We start from the raw sequence: 21,172 nt of genomic DNA, 5'->3' as shown, positions 1-21,172 counted from the left end.
ACACCTCAACAGTTAGAATACAGCATTCAGATTCTGACAGGACAATCTCCCATGAGCGAGCAGCAAACGCCAGGCACCCCCGGCGACAGCCAGGACGAAGTGACCCATTTCGGCTTCCGCAACGTGCCGAAGAGCCAAAAAGCAAGCCAGGTGGCTGAGGTTTTCCACAGCGTCGCAGGCAAGTACGACCTCATGAACGACTTGATGTCGATGGGCATCCATCGCTTGTGGAAGCGTTTCACCATTGAATTGAGTGGTGTTCGCCCCGGCCACCAGGTACTGGATATTGCCGGCGGCACCGGCGACCTCACCATGAAGTTTTCCGATCTGGTGGGACCATCGGGCAAAGTGGTTCTGGCCGACATCAATGCGTCCATGTTGCAGGTTGGCCGCAGCCGCCTGACCGATCGTGGCTACGCCGGCAACATCGAGTACGTTCAGGCAGATGCCGAACACCTGCCGTTCCCGGATAACAGTTTCAATGCGGTCTCCATCGCCTTCGGCCTGCGCAACGTCACCGACAAGGATCAGGCCTTGCGCGATATGACCCGCACCCTGAAGCCCGGTGGCAAACTGATGGTTCTGGAGTTCTCCAAACCCACCAACCCGCTGCTGAGCAAGGCCTACGATACCTACTCGTTCAGTGCTCTGCCGCTGATGGGCCAGTTGTTTGCCGGTGACAGCGAAAGCTACAAGTACTTGGCGGAATCCATCCGCATGCACCCGGATCAGGACACTCTGAAGGGCATGATGGAAGAGGCCGGCCTGGTAAACTGCAAGTACTACAACATGACCGGCGGCATCGTCGCACTGCACGTGGGAATCAAGCCCTGATGTTCCCCGGCCCTACGCTTTTGTCTGCGGCCAGCGCCATTGTCGAAACGGCCTTGAACCGGGCCTTGGCACTGGACCCCAGCGGTCGTGTTGCTTTACTGAAAGCCTTGGCCGGCCCCGTACAATTCAACATCACGGCCCCGTTCGCCACAAGCTGGACCTTAGGCCGGGTCGGTGAACAGGTGCAGGTGCGTAGCCAACCGGACGACGAAGCCGTGCTATGCATTGCAGGTAAGCCGGTTGCCTTCGCAGCCCTCGCACTGGGCGACGATCGGGTATTTGCCGATGAACGGCTGCAAGTGACTGGAGACACGGCCTTGGCACATCAGCTACAGCGCGCTCTGGGTCAGCTCGAACCCGACTGGGAAGCTGCCATCGCGCGACACATCGGTGACGTGCCCGCGCACTTACTGGGTAAAAGCATCCGCAGCGCGGTGCAGTGGAGCCGGAACGCGTTCAACACCATGAACGCCAACGTTGAAGAATACCTCCACGAAGAAAGCCGTGCCTTGCCCGGGCGCCGCGAACTGGAAGCCACTTTTCAAGACATCGATGAGCTTAACCTGCGCGCCGAACGTCTTGAGGCCCGTCTGAACCAACTGGAATTGTCCGGTAGCCATACCGATACGGAGAACCTGTGACACGCCTGCAACGCCTGTTCCGAATTGCCTGGGTATTTTGCCGCTATCGGCTGGACACCTTTTTACCTTTGGCGGAACTGCCGACGCCTTTGAAGATCTTCTTCTTGCTGGCCCCCTGGCACCTGTTTCCTCAGCCCAAACTGAGCCGTGGCGATCGATTGCGCTTGGCGCTCGAAGAACTGGGGCCGGTGTTCGTCAAATTCGGCCAAATTCTTTCTACCCGTCGGGATTTGCTGCCGGACGACATGGCTGCATCGCTGAAACAGCTGCAGGACCGTGTCCCCCCTTTCCCCAGCGATCAAGCCCGAGAAATCATTGAAAGCTCTCTGGGCGCGCCCGTGTCGGAACTCTTTGCTGAATTCGGGGCAGACCCCATGGCCTCGGCCTCTGTGGCGCAGGTTCACCCCGCAACCTTGCGGAATGGCCAGCAAGTCGTGGTCAAAGTTCTGCGCCCGGGCATCGAGAAAGTCATTCGCCAGGACTTGGCCCTGATGTACCTGATGGCAGGGTTGCTGGAGAAATATTGGTCCGAGGGCAAGCGCCTGCACCCGGTCGAGGTGGTTGCCGATTACGACGCCACCATCCACGACGAGCTGGATCTGCAACGAGAAGCTGCCAACGCCAGCCAGTTACGCCGCAACTTCGAGAATTCGCCGCTGATCTACATCCCGTTTATTGATTGGGATTTCACCAGCAAATCCGTACTGGTGATGGAGCGCATCCACGGCATCCCGATTGCCGATGTCGAATCACTAAAAGCCGCTGGCGTGAATATGAAAGTTCTGGCCGAAAAAGGCGTGGAGATCTTCTTCACCCAGGTGTTCCGTGACAGTTTCTTTCATGCGGACATGCACCCGGGCAATATCTTCGTCGACGTGTCCAATCCTGCCGACCCGCAATACATCGCCATCGACTTCGGCATTGTCGGTACTCTGGCTCCGGACGATCAAAGCTATCTGGCCCGCAACCTGCTCGCGTTCTTCCGCCGCGATTACCGCCAGGTTGCCCAGCTGCATATTCAATCTGGCTGGGTACCACCAGAAACCCGTATTAACGAATTCGAGGCGGCTATCCGCACCGTGTGCGAGCCTATTTTCGAGAAACCACTCAAAGACATCTCGTTCGGGCATTTCCTCTTGCGCCTGTTCCAGACCGCCCGGCGTTTCGATATGGAGGTTCAGCCACAGCTGGTTCTGCTGCAAAAGACCCTACTCAACGTAGAAGGGCTAGGCCGCCAACTGTACCCAGATCTCGACTTATGGAGCACCGCCCAGCCGTTCCTTGAAAACTGGATGCGTAAGCGGATTGGCCCGTCCGGCCTGATCAAGACCCTGCAGACTCACTTACCGTCCTGGCTGGAGCAGTCTCCGGAAATGCCGCAACTGGTTCACGATGCCCTGCTGCAACTGCGTAGCGCCGGCCCGACTGAACAACAGAATCAGGACACTTTGGCCCTGCTACGTGAACAGCAGCGAAAAACCGACCGCCGTTGGCGCCGCGGCATCATCGCACTGGCACTGGTCGGCGTTGCCATAGCCGGAACTCAGCCGGGAGCCACGGAATGGGCCCAGAACGTACCGCTGTGGTCGTGGGCATTGTTCGCAACCGCCGGCGCGCTTGTACTTCGGGGCAGCCGTTAATCATGACCATCGCCAGCAACCACTGAGTCAATCATGGATACCCAGACCCATTTTTCTCCCTGTGGACGCTACCGTTATGCCCTCAGCAAGGTCTGGGACGCAGACAAGCCGAGCGTGATGATTGTCGGGCTGAACCCATCGAAAACCGACGACAACCCCACCATTACCCGCTGCACCAATTTCGCTCAAAGCTGGGGCTTTGGCGGCGTTCACGTCACCAACCTGTTTGCCTTTCGCGCCGCTACGCCCGATGAACTGATAACGGCATCCGAACCGATTGGCAAAGAAAACGATGAGTGGCTGACTCGGTGCGCACAGAAATCAGGACTGACGGTTGCTGCCTGGGGTAATTATGGCCCTCACCTGAAACGCTCAGATCAGGTAAAACGACTGCTTCCGGACCTTCACTACATCCAGATGAACAAGTCGGGCGAACCCGCTCATCCCTTGTACTTGAAGGCCAGTCTTATGCCTGTAAAACTACCCGTGCAACATCGATGATGCGGACTGACTCTCGTGTCCTTTGCTCTAGCACCTACCCTGTTCAGGATTCATCGAAATGAAAGATTTAGCAGATAATCTCGGTCCCTCCAGCTGGTTGGACGACATCCTCTGGACCGAAGACGGCCTGGTACCCGCCATTGCCCAAGACGCCGAAACCGGCGACATTCTGATGATGGCCTGGATGAACCGGGAATCCCTTCAGCTCACCGTTGAGGAAGGTCAGGCGGTTTACTGGTCACGTTCCCGTGGCAAGCTCTGGCGCAAGGGCGAAAGTTCAGGGCACCAGCAGGTACTCAAAGACATCCGCCTGGACTGCGATGCCGATGTCGTTTTGCTGAAAGTGGAGCAAAAAGGCGGCATTGCCTGTCATACTGGCCGTAGAAGCTGTTTTTACCGGACCCTGAAAGATGGCGAGTGGGTCAGTACCGAGCCGGTATTGAAGGACCCAGACGCGATTTATGGCAGCCATTAAGGAGCAAAACACTGTGAGTGATGTACTGGAACGTTTGGCAGAGGTACTCGAGGCCCGCAAAGACGCCGCCCCTGACACTTCCTATGTAGCCAGCCTGCACGCCAAGGGCCTGAACAAGATTTTGGAGAAGGTGGGCGAAGAGTGCACCGAAACCCTGTTGGCCGCGAAAGACGCGGAACACTCCGGGGACACCCAGGACGTGATCTACGAAACCGCTGACCTGTGGTTTCACACCATGGTGATGCTGTCTCGCCTTGGATTAAGCCCGAAAGACGTGACCGACGAACTGGCTCGCCGCTTCGATCTATCCGGCTTGGAAGAAAAAGCGTCACGACAATCATAAAGAAGTACCCCTAAGGAGTATTTCCGCCCCTGGTTGTCATTGGCGTACAATATGAATAACAGAAACCATTGAACGAGGACCCCCTCATGGGTATCAGTATCTGGCAACTTCTTATCGTACTCGGCATCGTTATTTTGCTGTTTGGAACCAAGAAACTCCGGAACATCGGCACCGATCTCGGTGGCGCTATTCGTGGCTTCAAGAAATCCATGAGTGACGAAGACGAAAAACCGAGCGAAGCAGACACCTTGGAAGGCCAAAAGGCCGAACAAGCTCAGGCTGACGCGAAAACTCAGGAAAAGCAAAAGAGCTGAGCACCACCTGAATGTTCGATATTGGCTTTGTTGAGCTTCTCATCTGCGGCATCATCGCACTGCTCGTCCTCGGTCCGGAGCGGCTACCTTCGGCTGCCCGGACGGCTGGCCGATGGGTCGGCGGTGCCCGCCGTATGGTCAGGCAATTCACCTCAGAGCTGGACCGCGAACTGAAAGCGGAAGAACTGCGGGAACAACTGCGTAAAGCCGGTGACGTGGGCCTGGAGGATGTCGAGAAGACCGTAAAGGGCGCGCTGGACGAGGCTAAAAAATACGAACACATGATTTTGCCGGAAAATAGTCCGGGGAAAGCCAAACCCACGCAGCCTGAAAGTGCCAGCTCGAACGACCAGCCAAGCAGTAACCCGGACCAAAACTCAGGGAATTCGTCGGAAAACCGTTCATGAGTTCAACACCCGAAGGCCATCAGGCTCCAGAAATGCCTCTGATCGAGCATTTGCTTGAGCTGCGCAACCGATTGCTGAAAATGGTACTGGCAGTCATTATCTGCTTTGCCGTGATTTACCCCTTTGCCAACGACCTTTATCTGCTTCTGTCGCAGCCTTTGCGGGACCTGCTGCCCGAAGGCCAGATGATGATCGCCACAGACATCACCTCGCCCTTTTTTGCACCTCTGAAGCTGGCCTTGGTATTAGCAGTTTTTGCTGCCATCCCCATCATTCTTTATCAGCTCTGGAGTTTTGTGGCGCCGGGGCTTTATGCGCACGAAAAACGGCTGGCGTTCCCGTTGCTGTTTACCTCGGTCATCCTGTTTTATGGCGGTGCCACCTTCGCCTACTTTGTGGTATTCCCGCTGGTTTTCGGCTTTTTTACCGCCATCGGGCCGGAAGGCATCATCGAATTACCTGATATTGCCAGCTATCTAAACTTCATCCTGAAGATGTTCTTCGCCTTCGGCGTGGCCTTTGAAATCCCCATTGCCACCGTATTGCTGATTCTTACTGGCGCGACCACACCCAACGATCTGGCAGCCAAGCGCCCTTACGTCGTGGTGGCCTGCTTCATCATCGGCATGCTGCTGACACCGCCCGACATCATTTCACAGACCCTGTTAGCGGTCCCCATGTGGATCTTGTTCGAGTTCGGCATCTTGTTCGGTCGCCTGGCCTACAAAGAACGACAAGACACCGACGAGGAAGAACTGGGCAGCCAATGAACCTGGCCTTACTGTTTGATGAAGACTTCATCGATACCGACCGCGCACTGCTGCGCGGTCGGCGCTTAGAGCACCTGAAAACCGTACTTAAATCTGCGACCGGCCACCGCATCGCTGTGGGCCGCGTGAACGGCACTATGGGCTATGGCGAAGTACTCCGCCTCACCGACACCGAAGCCGAGCTACAGGTCTCCCTGGGGCAGACCGCACCCACTCCGCTGCCTCTGACCCTGATTCTCGCCATGCCCCGCCCCAAGATGCTCCGACGCACCCTGCAAACCTGTGCCTCGCTAGGGGTTAAAGACATCTGGCTGATCAATAGCTATAAGGTGGAGAAAAGCTTCTGGCAAACGCCCTGGCTGTCGGAGGAGAACCTGCAGGAAAACCTGACACTTGGGCTGGAGCAATCCAAAGACACCCTGATGCCAAAGGTGCACATTCGCAAACTGTTCAAACCCTTCGTCGAAGATGAGCTACCGGCACTCCTGAGCGGAAAACGGGCATTGGTTGCCCACCCGGGCACAGCGATTCCCTGCCCGACGCACCTGAATGAACCGGCAGCGTTGTGCATCGGTCCAGAAGGTGGTTTTACCGATTACGAAGTCAGAAAACTGGAGGAAGCGGGCTGCCAAAGTGTGCACCTTGGCCCCCGTATTCTTAGGGTGGAAACAGCGGTTCCGGTGCTGGTCAGCCGCCTGTTCGATGCCTGCCTTTAAGCGTTTCGTTTTTGCCAAAGCTTAATAACAGGCGTAAGCACGGCCACTAATACGCCTCCCGCGATTAACCCGAACAGTCCATCACCCAAGGTCGGGATCAAAACAGCACCAAGGCCGCCTACCTCGGCCGCGAATCCTCGAATGGCCTCGTAAACCGGCGTTATACCGTGTGTGAGAATACCGCCGCCCACCAAAAACATGGCAATGGTGCCAACAATGGTCAGGGTCCTCATCATGTAGGGTGCCAACCAAAGTATGCCGTCACCGATACGCTGAAGTACCGCCGAGTCTCGTTGACTCAGATACAGTCCTCCATCGTCAATTTTCACGATACCCGCCACCAAACCGTATACCACCACGGTCACCATCACCGCGACGACCGAAAGCACGGCAAACTGCATCCCAAGACTTTTCTCGGCCACGATCCCTAAGGTGATCGCAATAATTTCGGCGGAAAGGATGAAATCGGTTCGAATAGCACCTTTGATCTTTTCCCGCTCGACTTCTTTCAGATTCACGTCAGGATTTTTCAGGGCTTTTCGAAGGTTTTCTTTGTGTGCCTGCTCCTCCTTGCCGTGCAAGAATTTGTGGGCGACTTTTTCAAAGCCTTCAAAGCATAAAAAAGCACCACCAAGCATCAAAAGCGGAATAACCAACCACGGAAGGAAAAAACTGATCGCTACTGCAGCGGGCACAAGGATGCATTTATTCAGCATCGAGCCTTTGGCAACCGCCCAAACCACAGGCAATTCCCGAGCGGGTTTCACGCCAGCGACTTGCTGAGCGTTGAGCGCCAGGTCATCCCCCAAGACACCAGCTGTTTTCTTGCTGGCAACCTTGGTCATCAAGGCCACATCATCCAACATCGTCGCGATGTCATCGAGAAGGGTAAGAAGGCTGGCGCCTGCCATAAACAATTCCTTTGTCTGTTGGGGTCGAATTCGATCAGAAAAGTTTACGGAATAGTCTGTGGCAGCGCTACCCGTCGATCCCCATAGCTTCCGCAGCGATACGGTTTTTTAGCGGCGCCAGCTTATCGAACCAACGCATACCGGCATTACGCAGCCAACGGATGGGCAACTCATCCCGGGCAAAGAGCTGTTTGAAGCCTTCCATCGCCGCCATCATCGTGAGGTTCTCCCCTTTACGGCGACGCTGGTACCGAGCCAGCACAAGTTCGTCGTTCGGGGTCAGGCCAAGCTCCCTGGCGCGCTCCAGTTCTTCCAGCAGAACCCGAACATCGCCGTAGCCGAGGTTCGCACCCTGTCCCGCCAGCGGGTGAATGGTGTGAGCTGCATCGCCAACCAAAGCCAGGCCATCGGTTACATAATCTTTGGCGTGGCGTTGGCGCAGCGGAAAGGTAAATCGTTTGGACACCTCCAATACCTCACCCAGCTCCCCCTCAATCGCCGCTTCGAGCTCTTTTCTAAAACTGTCTGCTTCGAGCGCCATCAGTCGGCGGGCCTCGTCGGTATCCTGCGACCAAACTAACGAGCAGAAATGCTCATCGCCGGTTTCGTTAGTCAAAGGCAAGAAGGCCAGTGGCCCGGTTGGGGTAAAACTTTGCCAAGCCGTGAAGCGATGCGACTGGCCAGTGCGAACCGTGCCGACAATGGCTTGCTGATCGTAATCCCACTCCCGGGTGGCCAACCCACTCCACTGGCGCAGGCGGGACATAGCGCCATCGGCACCCACCACCAAATCGGCCGCCAGCAGGCGACCGTCTTCCAGTTGAACACCTTCACCGCGAACCCAACCTTGCACCCGCACGCCGTCAAGCAAGGTAACGCTGCTCTCGGCCAAGCATTCGAACAAAGCGCGGACAATGTTCCGGTTTTCCACAATCGTTCCTAGCGAACGGGCATGGAGTTCGGCGGCATCGAAGTGAATTCGACCGGTGCCGTCGCCGTCCCAGACAATCATTTCACGGTAGCCGCAATGGCGACCAGCCTGCACCCGAGACCAGGCATCCAAGCTTTTCAATAAGCGCTCGCTGGCCAGCGAAATCGCGCTGACTCTTGGCTCAAAACTTTCAACGTCAGCCGCCGCACTCGGGCTCTTTAGCAAGCTTTCAATCGGGGCCCCTTCAACCAGCCCTACCTGCCAACCCTGTCGGGCTAATCCCAGCGCCAAGGCTGAGCCAATCATGCCGCCACCGACCACCAGAATGTCGAAACGCTGTGTTCCAGACTCATGGCTCATAACGGGCACTCTCCTCGGTGGCTTTGACGGATGGCATCACTGGCTTGCGACCTCCGGTACCCATCGCTTTACGGGCAAACCAGCGCTTGGCGGCAGGCACCAGATCCAACCCCACCAAACCCGCATCACGGGCAAGCGCCAAAGGTGGCAGGGATTGTCCGAATACCCGAATCAGTGAATCCGAGAACTGCACGGTTTGCTGCCAATCCTGACGATGACGGCGCTGATACTCGCCCAGCACCGACAGCGAGCCGATCGATACACCTTCATCCGTCGCCACGCGAAACTGCTCTACCAAAGCCATCAATCCCCGCAATGCGAGGTTAAAGCCCTGCCCCGCAACTGGGTGCAACGCATGGGTCGCGTTCCCCACCAGAACCACGCCCGGGCGAACCGCTTCGTCCACGGTGGTCAGTGTCAAGGGATAGTGATTGCATTGGCCAATGCGGGTGATGCGCCCCAAACGCCAGCCGAAGCGCTCTTGCAGGGAGCGGCACTTGTCTTCGTCCGTCTGCTCAAGCAATGCTTCCAGAGCGTTGTCGTCCAAGGTCCAGACCAGCGCAGAATCGTGTCCGGCGCGCGCCGGTGAGCCTTGGGGCAGCATGGCCATGGGGCCGGATTTGGTGAAGCGCTCAAAGGCGGTGAACTGGTGAGCCTCGCTGGTGGTTACGTTTGCAATCAAGGCATTCTGGCCGTAGTCCACTGTGCGCGGCTGAAAGCCCAGCTTTTCCCGCAACCCGGAACGGCCGCCATCGGCCACCACCAAGCACTGGCCGGTCAACTGCTGGTCTTCACCATCTTTACGGATACTGACCCGCACGCCCTGGCTGAGCGGCATCATATCGACCACCTCAGCCGGCGCTTCCCAGCGGACGTTGGCCGCCAGCAGAGCGCGCATCAGGCAAAGCCCCATCCAGCGGTTGTCCGCCACATAACCCAAGGCTTCCTGATGATGGTCTTTGGCATGCAGGCGGGTTGCGCCGAACCGACCACGGTCTGAGACATGAATGTGCTGAATCGGTGTGGCATGCTCAGACAAGGCCGACCAAAGCCCCAGCTCTTCAAAAATAACCCGGGAACCCCACGCCAGCGCGGTCGAACGAGCGTCGTAACTGGGCTGGTAGTCTTCCGGCAAGGCGTCCGGTGACAGCGGGAAGCTTTCGACCACCGTCACCCGAAGTTCCGGTATCACGCGAGCCACGGCCAGCGCCAAGGTCGCGCCAGCCAGGCCCCCGCCGGCAATAATCAGATCGGTATCCATTCGGGCTTCGGTCACAGGGTCAGTCCGCCATCAGGGCTTCAATGTCGGCAACGGATTTCGGTACGCCGTCAGTCAATACGCGGCAACCGTCTTTGGTAACCACCACATCGTCCTCGATTCGAATACCAATACCGCGCCATTTTTCATCAACATCGGTGTTGTCCGGCGAGATGTACAGGCCTGGCTCAACCGTCAGCGCCATGCCCGGCTCCAGCTCACGCCAGGCATCACCCACTTTGTAATCACCCACATCGTGAACATCCAATCCCAGCCAATGGCCGGTCCGATGCATGAAAAACGGCTTGTAGGCTTCCTCTGCTATCGCGTCTTCCAAGGAGCCTGACAATAGGCCCAGATCAATCAGCCCTTGGGTCAATACCTTCAGCGCCGCTTCGTGGGAATGGTTCCAGTGGTTGCCGGGGCGAACTGCGTCGATGGCGGCGTACTGAGCCGCCAGCACCACCTCATAGAGCGCCTTCTGCTCCGGGCTGAACTTCCCGCTGACCGGGAAGGTGCGGGTAATATCCGATGCGTAGCATTCCAGCTCACAGCCAGCATCAATCAAGACCAAGTCACCGTCTTTCAAGGGCGCGCTGTTCTCGATGTAATGCAAAATACAGCCGTTAGCTCCGCCACCGACAATGGACGGGTAAGCCGTTGAGCGCGCGCCGTGGTCCATGAAGGTGCGAATCAGTTCGGCTTCAAGGTTGTACTCATAACCGCCCTTACGAGCACGCCTCATAGCGTTGCAATGCGCCTCGGCACTGATTTCGGCAGCTTTCGCCATCACCTTCACTTCACCGGCGCTTTTGTACAGGCGCAAGTCGTGCAGCAGGTGCTCAAGGGCCACAAACTCACCGGGAGGGTGAGCGCCGGCCCGCACTTTACTGCGGATCACTTTGACCCAGTCCATCACCCGAGTATCAAAAGCATCGTCTTTGCCCAGCGGGTAATAGACCCGGCTTCGGCCTTCAATCATGCCCGGCAAGATGTCATCGATATCGGCAATCGGGAAGGCGTCATCTAGTCCGTAACGCTCGATGGCCCCTTCGGGACCGACCAGAAAACCGTCCCAAAGCTCCTTTTCAGGGTTTCGCTCTTTACAGAACAGCACGGCTTCTCCGTGCTCGCGCCCTGGAATCAAAGCCAGCACCGCTTCCGGTTCGCCAAAGCCGGTCAGGTACTGAAAATCGCTGTCCTGACGGAACGGATGCAACACGTCCCGATTTCGGACCCGCTCCGGTGCTGCCGGCAAGATCGCAATGCTGTCCGGTGCCATCAGCCCCATCAGTTTGCGACGACGCTCAGCGAACTCTTTGGTCGAAATCGTTACAGCCATGATATCTCCTGATCAGTGCAAAGTCGGCGCGTTGCCCGCGGGTTTCTCAGGCTCGTTAAATTCGGTGAAGACGGTCAGCGCACCCAGCCGAACATACTCAGTGATCTCCAGCAGCTGCTGTTCACTTTCTTCATCCGACTCTTCTTCGTCGGACAGCTGGCTGATGGCGACCAGATCTTCAATCAGCTCACGGATTTCATCCGGAGCCTGGCCCAGAGACGCACCGGCAGCCAGAGCCATGCCTTCAAGAAAGCCGCGAACCCAAGACACTAAGGCTTCCAAGCGCTGCTCAATGGCGTAATCGTCGTCCGGCAACAATGGCTGAAAGCTCATATCCGAAGACTGCAACTGCGCCAGCGTTTTCGCGTAAGCGCCGTTCATGAAAGGCGCGAGCTCTTCGGATTCTTCCAACGCCTGCTCAGCCAGCCCCATGTGGTCACAGACCATGGCCAGCCAATCCGGCTCCGGGATGCGGGTGCCTGCCGCCAATTGACCACACAGTACGCCGTGCAACTCGGACGGATGACTGAAGGCTTTATGGGCAGTGAACACATTGGCCCATTGCTCGAACTCTGCAGCTCGGGCGGCAGCGGTGGTATCGGTTTCAGACATGAAACAGCAGCTTCCTGTATCGGGGGAGCTCACCTGCCAGACAGGTAACTCCGATCATATTTAGGGCTATATCCTAGCATTCCGCGGCAGTTGTGGCACTGCCAGCGCACCCCTGGGGTTGCTTTTCTGTCAGCTCAAGACAAAAATGTTATAACATATCGAAAAATCACAAAAGGCTACCGATGAAACTTAAATACCCCCTAACGCTCACAGGGATATTGGCACTTGGACTTCATACCGCCCCGCTCTTCGCGCAACAAAATCTGCAAGCGCACCAGCATGGACTTGCCGAGCTTCAGGTTGCCATCTCCGGCGAGCAAATCAATGTGCTATTGCTGTCGCCAGCCTACAATCTGGTTGGCTTCGAGCACTCGCCACACTCTGCAGAACAGCATCGATCGGTCGATTCCGCGGTTGACTGGCTCAAGCATAACCCCCTCGTAAACATCGCAAACCAACAATGCTCACCAGAGCAATCAAACGTGCATACCGGCTGGCAAGATAAACACGCCCACCAACACACGGATGATCATCATGAGCACAACCATGGGAACACCAGGCACAGCGACACGGAGGTTACCCAGCGCCTCCACTGCCCCGGGCTGCAAGATGCGTCCGAACTGGACACCGGGTTATTCGAACGCTTCCCCGGCCTGGAACAGCTCAATGTGCAATGGGTCAGCCCCAACGGCCAGAACGGCGCCCGCCTGACTCCCGGCAACCATCGCTTCCAACTCAGCCGATAGGTCAGTCGGCATAGGGTTCTACAGAGCTGGCCTTGATCGAGTAAGAGGATGCTCCAATCGCGTTCTCGGTTTTTTCGATGGTCAGCTGCCCCTCAATCCAGACCGGATCGTATAGCGCTTGCAAGGTGAACCCTTCCGGGTATTTCACATGAATGATCTGATTGGGCGGTGGGGGTGGCACGTGGATACAGGCCCCGTAATATGGCACCAGAAAGAATTCGAGGATGCGCATGTCTTTGGTGGTTTTCAGCGGGACTACGAAACCGGGAATCCGGCCTTCAACGTTGGCCATTTCAGGCACCACTCGGCCGGTCATTATTTCATCCGGGAGCAAGGCCGGGCCATCTCCGTCGTGCTCCACCTCCGGCAGGCTTTCGAGCAAAGCGAGGTCCTCAGCCGGCATCAATTCAAGCCAGTCGATTTCTCTGGGCTTTGCCTCCACCAACCCGGAAACCAAAACCAGGACCACCAGTCCAAGGCTCGCAATCATTGCGCGAGCATTTAACGTCAACAACATGAAACGCAACTCCACTTGGGGTATACCAGACGATTGCGGCCATCATACAACGGAACCGATACAGCGGACATGAACATCGAGACAGCACAACAACCTTCTGGCTCAAGCGCCATTGAAACCCGTCAACTCCGGTTTCGCTGGGCCAAGCAACAGACTCCCCTGCATTTTCCTGACATCCAACTGAACCGGGGCGAGCATCTTTTTTTGCGCGGCCCCAGTGGCACCGGAAAAAGCACTCTGCTAAGCATGCTCGCAGGCATGATGTTGCCAGAAACAGGCACCGTGAACATGCTTGGCACCAACCTGAGCAAATTGAAGGGCGGTGCCCGTGATCAATTCCGAGCCGACCACATGGGCGTTATTTTTCAACAGTTCAATCTGGTGCCCTATTTGAGCGCGCTCGCCAATGTCACCTTGCCCTGCCGACTATCCGCCCGTCGACGACAGCAAACCCAAAACCACCCGGAAACAGTAGCTACCTCTCTGCTGCAACAACTCTCAATCCCTGAACCGCTCTGGCACCGACAAGTCACCGACATGTCCATCGGCCAACAGCAACGCGTTGCCGCGGCGCGCGCCTTGATCGGATCCCCGGAAGTCATTCTGGCGGATGAGCCAACCTCGGCCCTGGACACAGACAATCGAAACCGTTTCATCGAATTGCTCCTGACTCTGGCCCACCAGCACCGCTGCTCTGTCGTGTTCGTCAGTCATGACCGGAGTCTGGCGAAGCACTTCCATCAACAACTGTCATTGGGAGGTGAACAATGAACAATCTTCGCCTTACCCTGTCATTGGCGGGAGCCAGCCTCTGGTATCGCCGCCGGGTACTTGCTCTGGTATGCCTGACCCTCACGCTCAGCGTCACGCTCCTGCTGGGCATTCAGTACCTTCGTACTGAAATTCGTCAATCGTTTACCAGTACCATCTCCGGCACCGATTTGATTGTCGGTGCCCGCAGTGGGCAGCTGAACCTGTTGCTGTATACGGTGTTTCACATTGGCGATGCCACCAACAACATTCGCTGGTCCAGCTTTAACAAAATCAACAGCGATCCGCGGGTGGACTGGGCTGTCCCCATTTCATTGGGAGACAGCTATCAGGGCTACCGGGTGGTGAGCACCAACGAACAGTTTCTAAAAAAGTTTCAGTATGGCAACGACCAAAAGCTGAAACTTGCGCAAGGGCATTGGTTCTCCGACTTGTTTGACGTCACACTCGGGGCCGACGTCGCCCGCAAACTTCAACACAGCCCGGGTGATCAGATCGTTCTTTCTCATGGTGGAGGACGCACCAGCTTCTCCAATCACACCGACCTGCCTTTCCGGGTGTCTGGCATTCTGGAAACCACCGGCACGCCGATCGACCAAGCGGTCTATATCAGCCTCGAGGCCATGGAAGCAATGCACGTGGGCTGGGAATCCGGCGTTGCCATCCCGGGCCGCACCTTGTCGGCAAGTGCGGCTGAGGCTCGCTCGTTCACACCCGACGCCATCACAGCAATGCTGGTCGGTTTGAAAACCCCGATTATGACCTTCCAGTTGCAGCGTGAACTTAGCCAGTTTCCCGACGAACCTTTATCGGCCATTTTACCCGGGGTCGCGCTGAGCGAACTATGGCGCATGATGGGCCAATTTGAGCAGGCACTTTTGGGCATCAGCGTGTTTGTAGTGGCCACCAGCCTGATCGGCTTGATTGCTGTCTTATTAACGATTCAGTCTCAGCGGCACCGGGAAGTGGCCATTTTGCGAGCGGTGGGCGCCTCGCCAGGCCTGATTGCGGCGCTCTACAGTGTGGAATGCATTGTCCTTGCGACCACCTCCTGCGGTTTGAGCATACTCATGGGCGCCGGAGCCATATCAGCCCTCAGCCCTTGGCTACTGGAGCATTACGGCATTCACATCGGATTGCGGGCCCTGAATTCTGATGAGTGGCTACTGATTGGCATGGTTCCAGTGGTGGCCTTCGCCATTTCACTGGTACCGTCCTGGCACCACTGGAGGAAAAGCCGAAAAATGTCATTTGGCAGCAGTCAGATTTAACCTGACACTAAAGGTGACACACTTCACGGAGCCCGCGCCATGACAATGCGGTAAATTGACCGTTGTGGTGCGGGCACTTATAGTTACTGCAATCCAAATTACTCACACTGAGCACGTCATGGAACAGTCCGAAGTACAGGTATTAGCGGACAAGCTGGACAAACTGATCGAGCGCCTCGAAAAGCTCGAAAAGGACAACGTTTTGCTGCGTGAAGCGCAAGACGATTGGAATAGAGAACGAGCCCAGCTTATGCAAAAAAACGATCTTGCCAAAAACAAGATTGAAGCCATGATTGGCCGCCTTCGGGCACTGGAGCACCACTGATGTCACAGTCGTCAACCACCGTCGCAGTTAAAATCCTCGACAAAGAATATTTGGTTGCCTGTCCGCAAGAAGAGCAAGAAGCGCTGCTGCGCGCCGCCCGGCATCTGGACAACAAAATGCGGGAAATCCGCTCCACCGGCAAGGTATTCGGCACTGAGCGCATTGCCGTGATGGCCGCCCTGAATATCACGCACTCTTTGCTGGAGCGAGACACCATGTCTGAAGCCACCAGTAGCCTTCTAAAAGCGATGGACGACCGCCTGGACGAGGCTTTGGGCACCCCATCCGACAGCTGATCATAGATTGATTCAGGAATTGGGCTTGCAATCGGGGTCGGCCTTGGCCCTATAATAGTTCAACTTCCTGGGCTGTTCGCTGGTCGGGTACGTCCTCGAGCCGATGCGCTTTACCCAGGTGACCACTTCAGGGCATTGTGAGCATGTCCCCCGCGGGGGAAAGCCTAATATGTCACAGCGGTCACCGACCTTGAACTTTGGGTTCAAGGGCCACATCCGATAACGGCAGCCCGGGAAGCTTTATTTTGAACACCCTTTCCAGAAGCGATCTCCGCAAAGCATTGCGCAGCCGGCGCAACAATCTCTCTTTCGAACAACAGCAACAAGCCTCAGAACATCTCGCACTTAATCTGCTTAAGCACCCGGATTTGTACCGCGCCAAGCACATTGCCATTTATCTGGCCAATGACGGCGAAATCGATCCACACTTGTTTATTGATCTCGGGAAACGCAAGGGCATCCAGTTCTATTTACCGGTTCTACACCCGGTTTATCCCGGCAAGTTGGTGTTTAGTCCGTATCGAAACGGCATGGAACTCGTCCCTAATCGTTTTGGCATTCCCGAACCCCCGTTCCCGGAAGCTCGGCGCAGGCCAGCCTGGTCGTTGGATGCAGTTCTGTTTCCACTGGTGGGCTTTGATGGGCAAGGCGGCAGGCTAGGTATGGGCGGCGGGTTCTATGACCGCACGTTTGCATTCAGCAGAATACGGCCGGCTATGGCACCGAAGTTGATCGGGCTTGCTCATGAGTTTCAGAAGGTGTCGTCGTTACCAATTGAGCCGTGGGATGTGCCTCTCCACGGGGTGGTAACAGATAAGCAGTGTTATCGGTTCAAGCGATAATCGGCTGACGGGACGAAGCTGGTTACGGGCACGTCTCTGGCCGAGCGTTTGTCTTCAGACGCTTGAATGGTTGTGGTCACACCGGTAATTACCAGGCCGACAGCAAAGATAAACACGATAGTGCGGATGATGTCTGGCTTGTTACCCATGGGGCACGTTCCCGTTATTCTTCTAAGTAAATGGTCGGAAAATCAGTTGGCTATTCTTGATATCAAGAATTAGACGAAAGACTAACATCTAATTTTAATTTTACAATTTTTGACGGGTTACGATTACGTAAGGGTTTGTCCTGCTGGCCTTCCGCCCGAAGCAAGGGCTGTAGGGGCTTTGCGAAACACGCTCCGTCGGCACGTCCATGTGACGCTTGAGCTCCGCCATCCATGGCTCCGCACAGTTTCTCAAAGCCCCTACAGCCCTCCCTTCTACAGCATACTTAGCCCCCGCGCACCGGAAGCCATCTATCTGCGAAAATGGATTACTCCGACTTGCCGTTACCAGCTCCCAAGAACAGCTTGTACGCCTCATTGTCCGTCATGTTTTCGTAACGGAAACCAACTTTTTCCAGCATTTCTTCAAAGGCTTGGATTTCGTCAGCGTTCACCTGTGCGCCAAGCAGTACCCGGCTGTAAGCCGCTCCGTGGTTGCGGTAGTGGAACAGGGAGATGTTCCAGCGGGTGCCAAGGGACATGAGGAATTTCAGCAGCGCGCCCGGGCGTTCGGGGAATTCGAACTGATAGACCACTTCGTTGGTAATCGATGGTGCGTGGCCGCCGACGAGGTGGCGGATGTGCTGTTTCGCCATATCGCTGTCGGTGAGGTCGGTTACGGAGTAGCCAATTTCTCTCAGGTCTTGTAGCAACTCTTCTCGGCCAAGCCCGCCAGCCTGAATCTGGATGCCCACAAAGATGACCGCCTGCTGGTCATCCGCGTAGCGGTAGTTGAACTCGGTGATGCTGCGCTTGTGCAAAGCCTTGATGAAGGTCTTAAACGCGCCGGGTTGTTCCGGGATGGTCACGGCCAGAACCGCTTCGCGCTTTTCACCAATTTCCGTGCGCTCGGAGATGTAGCGCAGACGATCAAAGTTCATGTTCGCACCGCTGAGTACTCCGGCGAGATTTTCGCCTTCCAGCTGCTCACGCTCGATGTACTTCTTGATACCGGCCACAGACAAAGCGCCCGCCGGTTCTGCGATGGAACGGGTGTCTTCAAATACATCCTTGATAGCCGCGCAGATTTCGTCGGTACTGACGGTGATTACTTCATCAACCGCGTCTTTGCAGATGTTCCAGGGCTCTTCACCAATCTGCTTAACCGCGACGCCGTCGGCGAAGATGCCAACTTCGTCCAACACGACTCGCTCACCTGCAGCCAGCGCAGCTTGCAGACAATTGGAATCTTCCGGCTCTACACCGATGATTTTGATATCCGGGCGCAGGTACTTGATGTAGGCGGCCATGCCGGCGATCAAACCGCCACCGCCAACCGGAATAAACACGGCGTGCAACGGCTGTGAAAATTGCCACATCATTTCCATAGCCACCGTGCCCTGCCCCGCAATCACATCCGGGTCATCGTAAGGCGGGATATAGGTATAACCATGCTTGGCAATCAATTCTTGGGCGTGCGCAGCCGCTTCGTCAAAGGCATCGCCCTTGAGAACCACTTTAGCGCCCCGCTCGCGGACAGACTTCACTTTAATGTCGGGCGTGGTCTGCGGCATCACAATGATCGCCTTGATACCCAACTTCTTTGCCGACATGGCTACGCCTTGGGCGTGGTTACCCGCGGAAGCACAAATTACGCCCTTGGCTTTTTGCTCTTCCGAAAGCTGTGCAATCCGGTTGTATGCGCCACGAATCTTGAAGGAAAACACCGGCTGAAGGTCTTCACGCTTGAGCATAATATTGTTGCCAAAACGTGCAGACAGACTTCGGGCTTCAGTTAGCGGTGTTTCGATAGCGATGTCATAGACCCGCGCATCGAGGATCTTCTTGATGTAACGTTGCGGCATGATGGTTCCGGTTGCTGATGTTCGGCTTGAAAAAACGTACAGTTTAGGAACTTTGCACGGCTGCCGTCTATAAGCAGAACGACTGCAGGCGTATAATGCGGATAAATTCATCCGATCTCACCGGGAGCGCCACATGACTCAGGACGAACTCAAAAAAACCGTGGCAAAAGCCGCTATGGACCACATTGCCCCACACCTGAACCGCAAGAGCGTTATCGGGGTCGGTACCGGCAGCACCGCCAACTTCTTTATCGACTTTCTGGCTGACTACAAAAACGAGTTTGACGGCGCAGTCGCCAGCTCCGAAGCCACCGCCGAGCGCCTGAAAAATCACGGTATTCCGGTGTACGACCTGAACGCGATTGACGAACTGGAGTTTTACGTAGACGGCGCCGATGAAACCAACGAACGGCTGGAACTCATTAAAGGCGGTGGCGCTGCCCTCACCCGTGAAAAGATCGTAGCCGCCGTGGCGAAAACCTTCATCTGCATTGCCGATGAGTCCAAAAAAGTGGATATTCTGGGCGCCTTCCCCCTGCCCGTAGAAGTCATCCCCATGGCCCGCAGCCACGTTGGCCGTGAAATTGTAAAACTCGGCGGTGACCCGGTGTATCGCGACGGTGTAACCACTGACAACGGCAACATCATCATCGATATCCACAACATGGACATCTCCCGCCCGATTCAGGTCGAAGAGAGAATCAACAACATTGTGGGCGTGGTCACCAATGGCCTGTTCGCGCGCCGACCTGCCGACCTGCTATTGCTGGGCACCAGCGAGGGCGTGCAGAGCATTCCTCGCCAGAAAAGCTGATCCCTCTGTAAAAACTTCCTAAAAGCCGGCTGACCCGCCGGTTTTTTTTATGCCTCACAAAACACAAACCAAGCGCTTGCTTGGTGTCGAAATTTGAGCGACACTCGGTTGATTCGAAGAATAAAAGGAAAGCCTCGATGTCCGACTATTTCAGCGAAACCCACGAACAGGTACGCCTGACAGCCCGCAAATTCATCGAAACCCACGTCCGCCCCTATATCGACGAATGGGAAGAAGCCGGCGAATTTCCCCGAGAAATCTACAAAAAAGCTGGCGAAGCAGGCCTTCTCGGCATCGGATTTCCGGAAGCGCTGGGCGGCATTGGTGAAGGCGACATTTTCCTGAAGGTAGCCGTCTCCGAAGAACTGATGCGCTCCACTTCCGGTGGCTTCGTGGCCAGTATCGGCTCCCTCGACATCGGCCTGCCGCCGGTTGCCAAGTGGGCAAAAAAAGAAATCCGTGAATTGGTCGTTCCCCCGGTACTGCGCGGTGAAAAAATCGCCGCCCTCGCCGTCACCGAACCGGGCGGCGGTTCCGACGTTGCCAACCTCAAAACCCGTGCGGTTCGCGACGGCGACCATTACATCGTCAACGGCAGCAAAACCTTCATCACCAGCGGCACCCGAGCCGACCACTACACCGTTGCCGTCCGCACTGGAGGCGAAGGCCACGCTGGCATCAGCCTGCTGCTCATCGACCGCGACATGCCCGGTTTCTCCAACGGCAACAAACTCCGCAAAATGGGCTGGTGGGCCAGCGACACCGCCGAACTCTTCTTCGAAGATTGCCGAGTCCCTGCCGACCGCCTGATCGGCGCCGAAAACGCCGGCTTCATCGCCATCATGAGCAACTTCCTGGCCGAACGCCTGAGCCTGTCCATCATGGCGTACATGACCGCCCAACTGGCCTACGAAGTAGCGCTGGACTACACCAAACAACGCCAAGCCTTCGGCCGCCCCGTCTCCGGCTTCCAGGTAACCCGCCACAAACTCGTCGACATGGCCACCCAAATCGACATTGCCCGGGAATACACCTACCGCTGCGCGGCACTCATGCAAGCCGGAAAAAACCCGATCAAACAAGTGGCCATGGCGAAGAACTTCTCGGTGGACGTCTGCGAAAAAGTCACCCGCGAAGCCGTACAACTGTTCGGCGGCATGGGCTACATGCGTGAATCCGTGGTGGACAGGCTGTACCGTGACGCCAAGATCCTCTCCATCGGCGGGGGCACCACCGAAATCATGAAAGAACTGATCGCAAAACAGATCCGGCTGTAGATAAAAACTTCCAGAGAATTCGGGCCCTTGCGGCGGAAGTCCTCCCAAAACCGTTGAGGGCCATGGATGGCCCGAATCGAGCGCACAGGGATGTGCTTGTAGCGTGTTTTGGGAGGACTTCCGCCGCAAGGGCTTCCGCCTAGGTAAACCCGCCACCAACGTTTAGTTTCGAATGCCTGTAGAGTCCCGTATAATTACGCCCACTTTTCGAACACCGTTAAACGAACCTAACGTATCAGGAAGGAAC

Annotated in this window: 26 protein-coding genes and 1 other RNA gene; 19 read left to right on the top strand and 8 right to left on the bottom strand. The window is 56.2% G+C overall.

Going from position 1 to position 21,172, the window contains the following annotated elements; genetic code table 11:
* Window positions 1–51: 51 nt before the first annotated feature.
* The 10 genes from ubiE to ACNQ6O_RS02015 all read left to right on the top strand — a co-directional run bounded on the left by ubiE (window position 52) and on the right by ACNQ6O_RS02015 (window position 6,641).
* Complete coding sequence (gene ubiE / locus ACNQ6O_RS02060; protein ID WP_418051585.1) at window positions 52–834, top strand: bifunctional demethylmenaquinone methyltransferase/2-methoxy-6-polyprenyl-1,4-benzoquinol methylase UbiE; 783 nt, start codon at window positions 52–54, stop codon at window positions 832–834.
* Window positions 834–1,475 (top strand): ubiquinone biosynthesis accessory factor UbiJ, encoded by a 642-nt coding sequence (locus ACNQ6O_RS02055; RefSeq protein ID WP_418051584.1) that lies wholly within the window; start codon window positions 834–836, stop codon window positions 1,473–1,475. The genes ubiE and ACNQ6O_RS02055 overlap by 1 nt, the downstream gene beginning before the upstream one ends.
* Window positions 1,472–3,115: a ubiquinone biosynthesis regulatory protein kinase UbiB gene (gene ubiB / locus ACNQ6O_RS02050; RefSeq protein WP_418051583.1), complete on the top strand. Its 1,644-nt coding sequence runs from the start codon at window positions 1,472–1,474 to the stop codon at window positions 3,113–3,115. Before ACNQ6O_RS02055 ends, ubiB begins: the two co-directional genes overlap by 4 nt.
* Window positions 3,116–3,148: 33 nt before the next feature.
* Window positions 3,149–3,616: a DUF1643 domain-containing protein gene (locus ACNQ6O_RS02045; RefSeq protein WP_418051582.1), complete on the top strand. Its 468-nt coding sequence runs from the start codon at window positions 3,149–3,151 to the stop codon at window positions 3,614–3,616.
* Window positions 3,617–3,674: 58 nt separating this feature from the next.
* Window positions 3,675–4,091 carry a phosphoribosyl-AMP cyclohydrolase gene (gene hisI, locus ACNQ6O_RS02040; protein WP_418051581.1) on the top strand — a complete coding sequence of 139 codons (417 nt, stop codon included), beginning with the start codon at window positions 3,675–3,677 and terminating at the stop codon, window positions 4,089–4,091.
* Between the two features lie 13 nt (window positions 4,092–4,104).
* Entirely contained in the window at window positions 4,105–4,434 is a 330-nt protein-coding gene (locus ACNQ6O_RS02035) for a phosphoribosyl-ATP diphosphatase (protein WP_114334747.1), read from the top strand.
* An 86-nt stretch (window positions 4,435–4,520) separates the two neighbouring features.
* Window positions 4,521–4,748: a Sec-independent protein translocase subunit TatA gene (gene tatA, locus ACNQ6O_RS02030; protein ID WP_418051580.1), complete on the top strand. Its 228-nt coding sequence runs from the start codon at window positions 4,521–4,523 to the stop codon at window positions 4,746–4,748.
* A gap of 11 nt (window positions 4,749–4,759) precedes the next feature.
* The gene (tatB, locus tag ACNQ6O_RS02025) at window positions 4,760–5,155 is read left to right on the top strand and encodes a Sec-independent protein translocase protein TatB (protein ID WP_418051579.1); all 396 of its coding nucleotides are present in this window, start codon (window positions 4,760–4,762) and stop codon (window positions 5,153–5,155) included.
* Complete coding sequence (tatC, locus tag ACNQ6O_RS02020; protein ID WP_418051578.1) at window positions 5,152–5,925, top strand: twin-arginine translocase subunit TatC; 774 nt, start codon at window positions 5,152–5,154, stop codon at window positions 5,923–5,925. The genes tatB and tatC overlap by 4 nt, the downstream gene beginning before the upstream one ends.
* Window positions 5,922–6,641, top strand: a complete 720-nt coding sequence (locus ACNQ6O_RS02015) for a 16S rRNA (uracil(1498)-N(3))-methyltransferase (RefSeq protein ID WP_418051577.1) — start codon at window positions 5,922–5,924, stop codon at window positions 6,639–6,641. The genes tatC and ACNQ6O_RS02015 overlap by 4 nt, the downstream gene beginning before the upstream one ends.
* Here ACNQ6O_RS02015 and ACNQ6O_RS02010 read toward each other — a convergent pair.
* From ACNQ6O_RS02010 to ACNQ6O_RS01990, 5 genes are all read right to left on the bottom strand, one after another.
* On the bottom strand, window positions 6,638–7,552 hold the full coding sequence (locus ACNQ6O_RS02010) for a DUF808 domain-containing protein (RefSeq protein ID WP_418051576.1): 915 nt from the start codon (window positions 7,550–7,552) through the stop codon (window positions 6,638–6,640). The two genes, ACNQ6O_RS02015 and ACNQ6O_RS02010, sit on opposite strands and share 4 nt — an antisense overlap.
* 67 nt (window positions 7,553–7,619) lie before the next feature.
* Window positions 7,620–8,843 (bottom strand): FAD-dependent oxidoreductase, encoded by a 1,224-nt coding sequence (locus ACNQ6O_RS02005; protein ID WP_418051575.1) that lies wholly within the window; start codon window positions 8,841–8,843, stop codon window positions 7,620–7,622.
* On the bottom strand, window positions 8,833–10,104 hold the full coding sequence (gene ubiH / locus ACNQ6O_RS02000; protein ID WP_418052258.1) for a 2-octaprenyl-6-methoxyphenyl hydroxylase: 1,272 nt from the start codon (window positions 10,102–10,104) through the stop codon (window positions 8,833–8,835). The genes ACNQ6O_RS02005 and ubiH overlap by 11 nt, the downstream gene beginning before the upstream one ends.
* A gap of 19 nt (window positions 10,105–10,123) precedes the next feature.
* On the bottom strand, window positions 10,124–11,443 hold the full coding sequence (gene pepP, locus ACNQ6O_RS01995; protein WP_418051574.1) for a Xaa-Pro aminopeptidase: 1,320 nt from the start codon (window positions 11,441–11,443) through the stop codon (window positions 10,124–10,126).
* Window positions 11,444–11,455: 12 nt separating this feature from the next.
* Window positions 11,456–12,055 carry a UPF0149 family protein gene (locus tag ACNQ6O_RS01990; protein WP_418051573.1) on the bottom strand — a complete coding sequence of 200 codons (600 nt, stop codon included), beginning with the start codon at window positions 12,053–12,055 and terminating at the stop codon, window positions 11,456–11,458.
* Between the two features lie 182 nt (window positions 12,056–12,237).
* On the opposite strand from ACNQ6O_RS01990, the gene ACNQ6O_RS01985 reads away from it, so the two are divergent.
* A complete protein-coding gene (locus ACNQ6O_RS01985) occupies window positions 12,238–12,801 on the top strand; it encodes a DUF2796 domain-containing protein (RefSeq protein ID WP_418051572.1) in 564 nt (187 codons plus the stop codon).
* 1 nt (window position 12,802) lies between these two features.
* Here the strand turns inward: ACNQ6O_RS01985 and ACNQ6O_RS01980 are convergent, their stop codons facing one another.
* Complete coding sequence (locus ACNQ6O_RS01980) at window positions 12,803–13,318, bottom strand: DUF3299 domain-containing protein (protein ID WP_418051571.1); 516 nt, start codon at window positions 13,316–13,318, stop codon at window positions 12,803–12,805.
* A 69-nt stretch (window positions 13,319–13,387) separates the two neighbouring features.
* Here ACNQ6O_RS01980 and ACNQ6O_RS01975 point away from each other — a divergent pair, with 69 nt between their 5' ends.
* The 6 genes from ACNQ6O_RS01975 (at window position 13,388) to ACNQ6O_RS01950 (ending at window position 16,823) form a co-directional block, all read left to right on the top strand.
* Entirely contained in the window at window positions 13,388–14,089 is a 702-nt protein-coding gene (locus tag ACNQ6O_RS01975) for an ABC transporter ATP-binding protein (RefSeq protein WP_418051570.1), read from the top strand.
* A complete protein-coding gene (locus ACNQ6O_RS01970) occupies window positions 14,086–15,360 on the top strand; it encodes an ABC transporter permease (RefSeq protein WP_418051569.1) in 1,275 nt (424 codons plus the stop codon). The genes ACNQ6O_RS01975 and ACNQ6O_RS01970 overlap by 4 nt, the downstream gene beginning before the upstream one ends.
* A 118-nt stretch (window positions 15,361–15,478) precedes the next feature.
* On the top strand, window positions 15,479–15,685 hold the full coding sequence (locus tag ACNQ6O_RS01965; RefSeq protein WP_418051568.1) for a TIGR02449 family protein: 207 nt from the start codon (window positions 15,479–15,481) through the stop codon (window positions 15,683–15,685).
* Window positions 15,685–15,981, top strand: coding sequence for a cell division protein ZapA (locus ACNQ6O_RS01960; protein ID WP_418051567.1), 297 nt, complete (start codon window positions 15,685–15,687; stop codon window positions 15,979–15,981). Before ACNQ6O_RS01965 ends, ACNQ6O_RS01960 begins: the two co-directional genes overlap by 1 nt.
* Window positions 15,982–16,042: 61 nt before the next feature.
* A non-coding RNA gene (gene ssrS / locus ACNQ6O_RS01955) (6S RNA) lies at window positions 16,043–16,222 on the top strand.
* Between the two features lie 4 nt (window positions 16,223–16,226).
* A complete protein-coding gene (locus tag ACNQ6O_RS01950; RefSeq protein ID WP_418051566.1) occupies window positions 16,227–16,823 on the top strand; it encodes a 5-formyltetrahydrofolate cyclo-ligase in 597 nt (198 codons plus the stop codon).
* Here ACNQ6O_RS01950 and ACNQ6O_RS01945 read toward each other — a convergent pair.
* Both ACNQ6O_RS01945 and ilvA read right to left on the bottom strand, forming a co-directional pair.
* Window positions 16,805–16,972 (bottom strand): hypothetical protein, encoded by a 168-nt coding sequence (locus tag ACNQ6O_RS01945; protein WP_418051565.1) that lies wholly within the window; start codon window positions 16,970–16,972, stop codon window positions 16,805–16,807. The two genes, ACNQ6O_RS01950 and ACNQ6O_RS01945, sit on opposite strands and share 19 nt — an antisense overlap.
* 326 nt (window positions 16,973–17,298) lie before the next feature.
* Window positions 17,299–18,876, bottom strand: coding sequence for a threonine ammonia-lyase, biosynthetic (ilvA, locus tag ACNQ6O_RS01940; RefSeq protein ID WP_418052257.1), 1,578 nt, complete (start codon window positions 18,874–18,876; stop codon window positions 17,299–17,301).
* A gap of 91 nt (window positions 18,877–18,967) precedes the next feature.
* Here ilvA and rpiA point away from each other — a divergent pair, with 91 nt between their 5' ends.
* Entirely contained in the window at window positions 18,968–19,648 is a 681-nt protein-coding gene (gene rpiA / locus ACNQ6O_RS01935; protein ID WP_418051564.1) for a ribose-5-phosphate isomerase RpiA, read from the top strand.
* 137 nt (window positions 19,649–19,785) lie between these two features.
* Window positions 19,786–20,925 carry an acyl-CoA dehydrogenase family protein gene (locus ACNQ6O_RS01930; RefSeq protein WP_418051563.1) on the top strand — a complete coding sequence of 380 codons (1,140 nt, stop codon included), beginning with the start codon at window positions 19,786–19,788 and terminating at the stop codon, window positions 20,923–20,925.
* The last annotated feature ends 247 nt before the right edge of the window (window positions 20,926–21,172 follow it).

Origin of the sequence: Marinobacter sp. SBS5 (genome assembly GCF_048285575.1) — a bacterium.
Classification (GTDB): Bacteria; Pseudomonadota; Gammaproteobacteria; order Pseudomonadales; family Oleiphilaceae; genus Marinobacter.
This window is presented reverse-complemented; position numbering and strand designations above follow the sequence as displayed.